The sequence below is a fragment of the Bradyrhizobium sp. Crot121 genome, assembly GCF_059512385.1.
The window spans coordinates 1-10504 of sequence record NZ_JCAMOR010000136.1 but is presented as its reverse complement, the minus strand read 5'-3'; the positions used below and the strand labels follow the sequence as shown (position 1 = coordinate 10504).

General features: G+C 64.5%; 6 protein-coding genes. 1 reads left to right on the top strand and 5 read right to left on the bottom strand.

Annotated elements, in window-relative coordinates:
- The first annotated feature begins 159 nt into the window (after positions 1–159).
- Positions 160–888: a class I SAM-dependent methyltransferase gene (locus AC5ZGW_RS43905; protein ID WP_130230465.1), complete on the top strand. Its 729-nt coding sequence runs from the start codon at positions 160–162 to the stop codon at positions 886–888.
- Positions 889–900: 12 nt separating this feature from the next.
- Here AC5ZGW_RS43905 and AC5ZGW_RS43900 read toward each other — a convergent pair whose 3' ends face one another.
- The 5 genes from AC5ZGW_RS43900 to AC5ZGW_RS43880 all read right to left on the bottom strand — a co-directional run bounded on the left by AC5ZGW_RS43900 (position 901) and on the right by AC5ZGW_RS43880 (position 10426).
- Positions 901–4410 (bottom strand): hybrid sensor histidine kinase/response regulator, encoded by a 3510-nt coding sequence (locus tag AC5ZGW_RS43900; RefSeq protein WP_130230467.1) that lies wholly within the window; start codon positions 4408–4410, stop codon positions 901–903.
- A gap of 116 nt (positions 4411–4526) precedes the next feature.
- Positions 4527–5756: a 5-aminolevulinate synthase gene (gene hemA / locus AC5ZGW_RS43895; protein ID WP_130230469.1), complete on the bottom strand. Its 1230-nt coding sequence runs from the start codon at positions 5754–5756 to the stop codon at positions 4527–4529.
- Positions 5757–6016: 260 nt separating this feature from the next.
- Positions 6017–7078: an MBL fold metallo-hydrolase gene (locus AC5ZGW_RS43890; protein WP_130230471.1), complete on the bottom strand. Its 1062-nt coding sequence runs from the start codon at positions 7076–7078 to the stop codon at positions 6017–6019.
- A 205-nt stretch (positions 7079–7283) separates the two neighbouring features.
- On the bottom strand, positions 7284–9428 hold the full coding sequence (locus AC5ZGW_RS43885; RefSeq protein WP_130230473.1) for a methyl-accepting chemotaxis protein: 2145 nt from the start codon (positions 9426–9428) through the stop codon (positions 7284–7286).
- 257 nt (positions 9429–9685) lie between these two features.
- Positions 9686–10426, bottom strand: a complete 741-nt coding sequence (locus AC5ZGW_RS43880; protein ID WP_028164404.1) for an outer membrane protein — start codon at positions 10424–10426, stop codon at positions 9686–9688.
- Positions 10427–10504 lie beyond the last annotated feature (78 nt).

Sequence of the window (10504 nt, the reverse complement as noted above, 5' to 3'; positions counted from 1 at the left end):
CGAGCGGATGACGCAAAAAGGGATTGACTGAGCAAGGCCCGTTACAGAAGGGTGGGCAAAGCGAAGCGTGCCCACCACCACGGGCGGGATCCTTGATGGTGGGCACGCTTCGCTTTGACCACCCTACGCGTCTGCCCGGCGGCATCGATGGAGAGCCTGTTGGCCCAAAACATCTACGACGATCGTGTCTTTTTTGCCGGTTACACCACTTTGCCGCGGTCCGTCCGCGGGCTTGACGGCGCGCCAGAATGGCCGGCGGTCCGCGCGCAACTCCCCGATCTGGCCGGCAAGAGCGTCCTCGATCTCGGCTGTGGCTTCGGCTGGTTTGCGAGATGGGCCCGTGCGCAGGGAGCTGCACATGTGCTTGGGCTCGATCTCTCCGAGAACATGATCGGTCGCGCGAGGCTGAATACCCACGATGCCGGCATTGAGTACAGGATCGCCGATCTCGAACGGGTCGAGTTTCCGCCGTCCTCGGTCGACCTCGCCTATAGCTCGCTGGCCCTACACTACATCGAGGATTTCGAGAGGCTCGTGCGCAGCGTCTATCACGCGCTGCGGCCGGGCGGGCGTTTCGTCTTCACCATAGAGCATCCAATCTATATGGCTTCGAGAAAGCCGGGCTGGCGCACTGATCAGGAGGGGCGCAAGACGTGGCCAGTCGATGCATACGCGCTTGAGGGGCCACGCAAGACGAACTGGTTTGCGGATGGCGTGATCAAGTATCATCGCAGGATCGGAACGACACTGAATATGCTGATCGGCGTCGGACTTGAGATCCGGCACGTCGAGGAATTTGCTCCGACACCCGATCAGATTGCCGCAATGCGCGATCTTGCCGAGGAGCTGGAGCGGCCGATGATGTTGATCGTCGCAGCCCAGCGGTAGGCCCGCTGAGATCTACTCCGCCGCCACCATCTGCTGCGTGCGCCATTGCCCCAGCAGCGCCCGCAATGACGCCGGCTTCACCGGCTTGTTGAGCACCGCGATGTTCTCCTCGCGTGCGGCGGCGCGGACATTGGGGCTGCGGTCGGCGGTGATGAGGATCGCGGGGAGGCCCTCGCCGAAGCGGCGGCGGATGTCGCGGATCGCGGCGACGCCGTTGCCGCGGTCGAGATGATAGTCGACCAGGAGGCCGGTGACGCGCCCGCCCGCGGCCTCGATCGCGCCGATCGCGCTTTCGGGATCGGCGACCGCGATCACCTCGGCGCCCCAGGCCGTCAAGAGCGTCCTCATGCCATCGAGGATCGCCAGGTCGTTCTCGATGCAGACAATCAGTGCGCCTCTGATCGGGGTCTTGGCGAGCGGCGTTGCGCTGGTCACGGGCCCTGTATGATTGATCACCTTCGCGATCGGCACGGTCACGGAGAACATCGAGCCGCCACCGGCATTGCCATCGAGCGCGATGCCGTGGTTGAGCACGCGCGCCAGCCGCTCGACGATCGACAGCCCCAATCCCAGGCCGCGCGCGATCCGCGCGCCCTGTTCGAGACGATGGAACTCCTTGAAGATCTCGCGGCGCTTGAGCACGGGAATGCCGACGCCGGTGTCGTAGACGCAGATCTTGAGCGACTGTCCGCGACGGCGGCAACCCACCAGCACGCGGCCGCGCGGCGTATATTTGATCGCATTGGAGATGAAGTTCTGCAATAGCCGCCTGAGCAGCGAACGGTCGGACTCGACTGCCAGCGAAGACGGCACGAAGGCCAGCTCCAGCCCCTTGGCGCGCGCGATCGGCGCAAACTCGATTTCCAGCGAGCGCATGAGATCGCCGATCTTGAAGCGGCTGATCGATGGCGTCATGGCGCCGGCATCGAGCCGCGAAATGTCGAGCAGCGCGCCGAGAATCTCCTCGATCGCTTCCAGGGAGTCGTCGATGTTCTCGACCAGGCGGGAATCCTCGCCGCCCTGCTGGCGCTCCACCATGCTCGTGACGTACAGCCGCGCCGCGTTCAAGGGCTGCAGGATGTCGTGACTGGCGGCGGCGAGAAATCGCGTCTTGGAAATATTGGCATCTTCGGCGGCGCTCTTGGCCAGCGCCAACTCGGAATTGAGGCGGGTGAGTTCCTCGGTGCGGTCGCGCACGCGCTTTTCCAGCGTCGCATTGGCGCGCTCCAGCGCCTCGGCCGCCTCGAAGCTCGGCGTCACGTCGGAGAAGGTGATGACGAAGCCGGCACCGGGCATCCGGTTGGTGCGGACCTCGATCACCATGTGGCGGTCGGGCAGCCGCTCCAGGTAAGGCTCGCCCTCGGTGGTGTAGGCGGCGAGCCGCTTCTCCAGCATGATCTGCGCGTCGCCCGAGCCTGACGGATTGACCGCGCCCATGAACTCGAGGATTTCCGACAAGGGGATGCCGAGTTGAACCAGATGCGCCGGCAGTGCCAGGATCTCGGCGAATTGCCGGTTCGAGCAGATCAGTTGCAGATTGGCGTCGAACACCGCGATGCCCTGGCGCACATGGTTGAGCGCGGTTTGCAGGATCTCGCGGTTGAAATGCAGCGCCGCATGGGAATCGTCGAGCAGCTTGAGCGCAGCCTTCGCCGAAACCGTGCGCTTGCGGAGCAGCAGCGACATCACGAGCCGCGAGGAGGCGGCGCCGATCGAGGATGCGATCAGGCGCTCGGCATGCTGCAGCAATTCGAGGCCGGCGGGCGCCGATGCGTTGAGCGCGCCGCCACGCTCGGCCGCAAACGCCTCGAACGCGTGGCCGGCGCGCTCGGGCCCGAGATATTGCGCCACCGTGCTCTGGATGTCCTGCACCGTCACCGTGCTGCGCCAGCGCCGGAAACTCGGTGCGATCGGCGTGAAGGTGTGGGGCACGAACAGGTCGGCCTGCAGCCGTTCGATCGAGGTCGGCTCGCGCGCCAGCGAGAACACGAGGTAGGTGAAGATGTTCAGCGACAGGCTCCACAGCACACCATGCAGCAGCGGCGGCAGGTCGGTGCCGAGCAGCGCCTGTGGCCGCAGCGCCTCGATGCCGAAGGGGCCGTGCTGCAGCAGCATCAGCCCCGTGGTGCTGCTCTCCAGGAAGCTCGGCAGGAACAGCGTGTAGATCCACACGGCAAAGCCGACCACCATGCCGGCCATAGCACCGCGCGCGGTCGCCCGCCGCCACAACAGCCCACCGAAGAAGGCGGGCGCAAGCTGGGTGATCGCCGCGAACGACAACAGTCCGATCGCGGCGAGCTGAGTGTTGCCGAGCGCGCGATAATAGAAATAGGCCATCACCATGATGCCGAAGATCGCAAAGCGGCGCACGCTCAGCAGGAAGTCGCTGAAATCCTTCTGCCCGGCGAGCGCTTCGCGGCTTCGCTGCAGCACCATCGGCAGCACGATGTCGTTGGAGACCATGATCGACAGCGCCACGCATTCCACGATCACCATCGCGGTGCCCGCCGACAGCCCGCCGATGAAGACGGCGACGCTGAGCAGCGATGCGTTGGCCTCCATCGGCAGCGCCAGCACATACATGTCGCTGTCGACGGCGCCGAACGGGAAGGTCACGAGCCCCGCGATCGCGATCGGGATCACGAACAGGTTGATCGCGACGAGATAAAGCGGGAACAGCCAGCGCGCGCGCCCGACCTCCTCCTGGCCTGAATTCTCGACCACGCTGACATGGAACTGGCGCGGTAAAAGCATGATCGCGCAGAACGACAACAGCGTCATGGTCAGGAAATTGCCGACCGACGGCACATATTCGATCGCCCGCACCGCTTCCGGCGTCTTCATCGCGCGCTCGATCAGTTCGGTCGGTGAGAACATCCAGAAGGTGACGAAGATGCCCGCGGCGAGGAACGCCACCAGCTTGACGATGGATTCGGTCGCGACCGCCAGCATCAGGCCGTGCTGATGTTCGGTGGCATCAGCCTGCCGGGTGCCGAACAGCACCGCGAATACGGCCATCGCGAGCATCACCACCAGCGCGATGTCGCCGAGGATGGGGACCGAGGAAAACGCCCTGTCCTCGCTCAGGATCGTTTCCAGCGAGGAGGCGATCGCCTTGAGCTGGAGCGCGATATAGGGCACCGAGCCGATGATCGCGATCAAAGCCACGGTGGCGGCCACCGCCTGGCTCTTGCCGTAGCGCGCGGCGATGAAGTCGGCGATCGACGTGATGTTCTGCGACTTGGCAAGCCCGATCACGCGGCGGAGCAGCGGCGTACACAAGCCGATCATGAGGACCGGCCCGACATAGATCGCCAGGAAGTCGACGCTGGTGCGGGTCGCAAATCCGACCGAGCCGAAGAAGGTCCAGGAGGTGCAGTAGATCGCGAGCGACAGCGGGTAGATCACCATGCCCGCGCGACCGCGCTTCGTCGGCAGCGAACGATCGCCGCGGCTGGCGACAAAGAACAGGAACCCGATATAGCCGAACGCGGCGGCGATGACGCCCCAGTCGTGCAGCATCGCTGCTGATCTCCCTTCCCGGCCTCAGAGTGGGCCGTGACGGGAGAGTATAGCGGGATCAGGCGGATGGCGCACCGTGCGTCGCCGTTCCGATCCCGGATGTCGCGTCGTTAGGGTTATTCTGCCGCCATCGACCGCTTGCGGAGCGGCAGCCCAAGCCGCTCCCAGACCTGCAGCAGCGCCTCGGCGAGGCCGTCCATCAGGCCGTCGTCGTGGTAGGGCGACGGGGTGATCCGCAGCCGCTCGGTGCCCTTGGGGACGGTCGGGTAGTTGATCGGCTGGATATAGATGCCGTGCTCCTCGAGCAGGATGTCGGTCGCGCGCTTGCACTTTTCGGGGTCGCCGACGAAAAGCGGCACGATATGGGTGTCGCTCGACATCACGGGCAGGCCGGCCGCGTTCAGGATCGCCTTGAGGCGGGCGGCGCGTTCCTGGTGGCGCTCGCGTTCCCAGGTCGAGGTCTTGAGGTGGCGGATAGCAGCGGTCGCGGCCGAGCAGATCGCCGGCGGCAGCGCGGTCGTGAAGATGAAACCGGGCGCATAGGAACGCACGGCATCGATGATCTCGGCTTTGGCGGCGATATAGCCGCCGAGGCAGCCGAACGCCTTCGCCAGCGTGCCTTCGAGCACATCGATACGGTGCATGACGCCGTCGCGCTCGGCGATGCCGCCGCCACGCGGCCCGTACATGCCGACCGCATGGACCTCATCGACATAGGTCATGGCGCCATAGCGCTCGGCGAGGTCGCAGATCTGCTCGAGTGGCGCCACGTCGCCGTCCATCGAGTAAAGGCTCTCGCAGGCGATCAGCTTCGGCCGATCGGGACCGGCCTCGCGCAACAGCTCCTCCAGATGCGCGAGGTCGCTGTGGCGGAAAACTTTCCGCTCGCAGCCGCCCTGGCGGATGCCTTCGATCATCGAATTGTGGTTCAGCGCGTCCGACAGGATCAGGCAGTTCGGGATCAGCTTTGCGATCGTCGCGATGCCGGTCTGGTTCGAGACATAGCCGGAGGTGAAGAGGAGCGATGCTTCCTTGCCGTGGAGGTCGGCGAGTTCGGCTTCGAGCTGCACCAGAGGATGATGGGTGCCGGCGATATTGCGGGTGCCGCCGGCGCCGGTGCCGACGCGGGTCGCGGTCTCGACCATGGCGCCGACGACCTTGGGATGCTGGCCCATGCCGAGATAGTCGTTGGAGCACCAGATCACGACATTGCGCTGGCCCTTCGGCGAGTGCCAGATCGCGTGCGGGAAGCGGCCCGCAATCCGCTCGAGGTCGGCAAATACGCGGTAGCGCCGCTCGTCATGGAGGCGGTTGAGGGCGGCGCTGAAAAACTGGCTGTAATCCATCGGCAAACCTGGAGCAGGACCCGGCCGGGGCGGCCAACTCTTCTTAGAGCTTTTCAATCTCTAATGTCTATCCGCTATCCCACGTTGGGGCATGCGCCAGACATTGGACAGATTGTCCATGGAAGCGCGGCAAATATTGATGTGGATCAACGACCTAGACCTGTCGCCGGAATCCGCGCCGATAGCTCCTCGGGCCGCCTCGTTGCGCGATCGCACGATGCCCGTAATTGTCCGGATCAGCCGAACCGGAGTGTATAGCGTCAGGTGGTGCGGAAACGCAGCACGCCGTCGATTGCCTCGGCCGTCAGCCGGCCCTCGACCAGCATGTAGTTGACGTGGGCGATCAGTTCGCCGGCGGCGAATCCCATCTGGTGCGCGTCCAGCACGTGCTTGTGGAATACGACCGGCACCAGCTCCTTGGAGGTCTTGGCGGTCTCCCGGCAGGCCTCGGCGATCAGCCCGCAGCGCTCCTCGTGATGATCGGCGAGCTGCTTGATCCGTGTCTTCAGGCCGTAGAACGGCACGCCATGGCCGGGCAGCACCAGCGCGTCGTAGGGCAGCGTGGTGGTCAGGCTCGCCAGCGAGGCCAGATATTCGCCGAGCGAATTCTGTTCCGGCTCGACGGCCCAGACACTGACATTGGGCGAGATCTTGCTCAACACCTGGTCGGCGGAGAGGAACAGCTTGTCGGCGGCGCAATACAGCATCACCTGGTCGAGCGCATGTCCACCGCCGGTGATGACCTTGAAGCGCCGCGTGCCGATCACGACCTCGTCGCCATGGGTCAGCCGGCGATAGGACGCCGGCAGCACCGAGACCCGCTTCAGATAATCCTGGCCGCGGCCGAGCAGCTTGTCGGTCAGATCCTCGTCCATGCCGTGACGGCGGAAGAACAGACGTTGCGCGGTCAATCGCTCGGCGGTGCCGCGGTTCTGATGATAGACCGACTGCAGGTATTCGACCTGTGACATGTATAGCGGGCAGCCGAACCGCTCGATGATCCATCCGGCGAGCCCGACATGATCGGGATGCGAATGGGTCACGATCAGGCGCGTGATGGTCATGCCCTTAAGTGGGCCTTCGAACAGCGTGGTCCAGGCTGCGATCGATTCCTCGTTGCCGAAGCCGGAATCGATCATGGTCCAGCCGTCGCCATCGGCGAGCAGATAGATGTTCACGTGGTTGAGGCGGAACGGCAGTTTCAGCCGCGCCCAGAGCACGCCCGGCATCACTTCCACGACCTGGTCCGGGCCGGGGTGATTTTCGAGGGGGTATCGCAGTGCCTCAGCCGAGGACTGCACGCTGTCTGTTTTCGAATGCATCGTCTATCGGCTTAGCGGTACCGGCCGCCCGGCGCTAGCTCAAAAAAGCAGATGCCGGTTCGGATAATGGGCATGGATTGGCCGTGGGAACGTCATTCCGGGGCGATGCGCAAGCATCGAACCCGGAATCCATTTCTCCAGCAGGATTTCTCGCCCGATGGATTCCGGGTTCGCCTCTTCGAGGCGCCCCGGAATGACGGTGTTTCTACGCCGCGCGGATACTCGACAGGAACGCGTCGATTTCGGCGCGCAGCACCTCGGCCTCCCGGCGCAGTTCGCTGGAAGCGCTTAGCACGTCGCCGGCGGCCGTGCCGGCTTCCGCCGAAGCGCTGCTGACGCCGACGATATTGCTCGAGACTTCGCTGGTGCCGCCGGCTGCGTGCTGGATGTTGCGGGCGATCTCGCGCGTCGCCGCGCCCTGTTCCTCGACCGCGGCGGCGATCGCGGTGGTGACGTCATTGATCTCGCCGATCGTCGTGCTGATATTGCGGATCGCGGAAACCGCCGTCGTCGTCACTTCCTGCATGCTGACGATCTGCTGGCGGATCTCGTCGGTCGCTTTCGCGGTCTGGTTGGCAAGGCTCTTCACCTCGGAGGCGACCACGGCAAAGCCGCGGCCGGCTTCGCCGACGCGTGCCGCCTCGATGGTGGCGTTGAGCGCGAGCAGGTTGGTCTGCGAAGCGATGGTCTGGATCAGGTCGACCACCACGCTGATGCGGCCGGCTTTCTCGGCGAGACCCTGCATGGTGACGTCGGTCTGGCCGGCTTCGTCCACCGCTTTGCGCGCGATCTCGGCCGAGGTCACGACCTGCCGCCCGATCTCGGCGATCGAGGAAGAGAGCTCCTCGGTGCCCGCGGATACCGTCTGCACGTTGACTGAGGTTTCCTCCGCTGCGGAAGCGACCGTGTTTGCCAGCGCGCTGGACTGGTCGGCGGTCGCCGACATGCTCTGCGCCGTGGACTGCATCGAATTGGCCGCGTTCTGCAGGCTGTCGAGCGCGCTGCGGACGGTGGACTCGAATTCGACGATATGGGCTTCCATGCGCGAAGCACGCTCCGCCTTGGCGATGCGGTCCTTGTCCTGCTCGGCCGAGAGCGCGCGGCCTTCGATCATGCTTTCGCGGAACACCTTCAGCGCGTTGCCCATCGCGGCGATCTCGTCGTCTTGGCGGCTCTGAGGGATCTCGGTGTCGAGATCGCCGGCCGACAGTCGCTGCATCGAGTCCTGCAGGCCCTTGAGCCGCTTGAGAATGCTGCGGCCGACATAGAGCCAGACGAACAGGATCGAGCCGATCAGGGTGCCGATGCCGAGCGCGAGCATCACCATGGTCGCAAACGAAATCTCTCGTTGCGCCTGGCTGGTGGACGCATCGGTCGCCTTCCGCACGCCGTCGACGAGCTGCTGCACGCTGATGCCGAGGCCGATATTGAGCTTGCGGGTCTCCTCCAGGATGGTCTCGCCGAAATCGGTGGCGTCCAATTCCTTCTGGCGGACCTTGAACACGCCGGTCTTGCCCTGGCCGAGCGTCTGCAGCTTTCTGGCGGCGTCGGCCAGCGTCTTTGTGCTCGAATTCTTAGGCAGCATCTCCAGATTGGAAATCGTCTGCGAGAGCACCCGCTTGAAATCCTTCTCGATCGCTTCCAGCGTGTCGCTGTTGGTCGCCGACAGCGCTGCGGCCATGTTGGAGGCCAACAGGTTGCCGCTGGCGATCACATCGCCGAGCTGCTCTACGACGCGTGCGGCGCTGCTCGCGTCGTCGGACGACGGCTCGGCCGCGCCGAGGATGGCATGGAGCTGGCTCTGCGCGTCCATCATCGCCGGCGCCGAGGCCGCGACGAACTCGGCCTGCGCCTTGCGCAGCGTTTCATACAGCTTGTCGTGCAACGCCGCCGTCTCGAGCCGCTCGCGCGCAGCCGAGCCGAGGCTCTCGATCACGTCGTCGATGTTCTTGACCGTCTCGGTCAACGCCTTCCCGATCGCCTTGTCGGCACCGAGCTTGATGATCTCGTCGAGCTTCTGCAGCGCCTGCGTCTGCGTTTCCTTCATCTTGGCAGAGCGCTCGTTCAGCGCCTCCTCGGTGCGCGCGGCGAGCAGCGCTGGACCCTGGCTTGCGAGGCTCGCGCTTTGTGCCGACAATTGCAGGCTCGCAGCGAGCCGCGGGATGTCGCGGCCGGAAAGGTCGCCCATGGTCTTGCCGAGCTGTTCGAACACCATGGCGGCGCCCGCGCTGATCACGATCGCCATGGCGGCGATGACGGCGAATGCCGCAAACAGGCTGCCCCTGACGCCCCATCGCGGGCGCCGGATGCCCTTAAGTTTCATTTTACCGAAGCGGAATCGTAACGCCATTTGCCTGCCCCGCAGTCACTGTCCTTGAGCTTGAATCCTCGCGCGGCAGTATCGCGATGGCGGGTTAACAAAATCGGGAACCAGAATGCGCGGCGGTGCAATTTTTGCGCGCATGGCGGCGTTGAAGTAGCTTTCTACCGCACGCCGGAATTGATCGCGCGGTGCTTGCCGGACGCCAGTACCTACAACCTCTCGAGAATCAAAAAAGGCCGGCGAGATGCCGGCCTTTGTCTCTTGTTCAGATTCTTGGATCGCGGTCAGTAACCGGTTGCCACCGGCCCGCCGAAATTGCCGAAATTGAAGCGGTAGTTGATGCCGGCCTTCACGGTGTGCTCGTCATTGTGGAAGCTGCCGAACGGCACCAGCGGGGCCGGCGCAACGAAGCGGCTGTCGCCGAAATCGTAGAATTGATACTCGGCCTTGGCCGACCAGTTTGGCGCGAACATGTATTCGATGCCGCCGCCGACGGTAAAGCCGTTGCGGTGCCTGTCGCTCAGCGCGAATCCGACCGGGATGCCGCCGAACCTCAGCGTCTCGTTGTTGTCGGAATAGGCATAGCCGCCCTTCGCGTAGACCAGGCCCGGGCCCCAGGTCCAGCCGACGCGGCCGGTGATCGAGCCGATCCCGCGCTGGTCGTTATTGTAGACGAAGCCGCCGGGGAACGCCGCGCTGACCTGATCGCCTCCGAGCCAGGAATACTGACCTTCGACGCCGACCAGGAAGTTCGGATGGAATTGCCAGTCGCCGCCCACCTGGACGCCGCCGAGGAAGCGGGTTTTGTGGTCGCTGAGCGCGAAGCCGTTAAAGGTGTCGCTGCTGGTGAAGGCGCCGCCGATATGGCCGCCGACATAGAAGCCGGTCCAGTTGTAAATCGGCGCGGCGTAAACCGGCGCCGGGGCTTTGCTGTAATAGGGGCGGGCGCCGAGGTCGGCGCCGAATGCCGGCGCGGCTGCGGCGAACGCCGTGAGGGCAACGGTTGCGAGCAGGATCTTCTTCATTTCTAAAGCGGAATGAAGTTAGCTTGAATCGATTTGGGATTCCCAAATCAGGCGGTTTCTGATTCACCATGCTGGCTG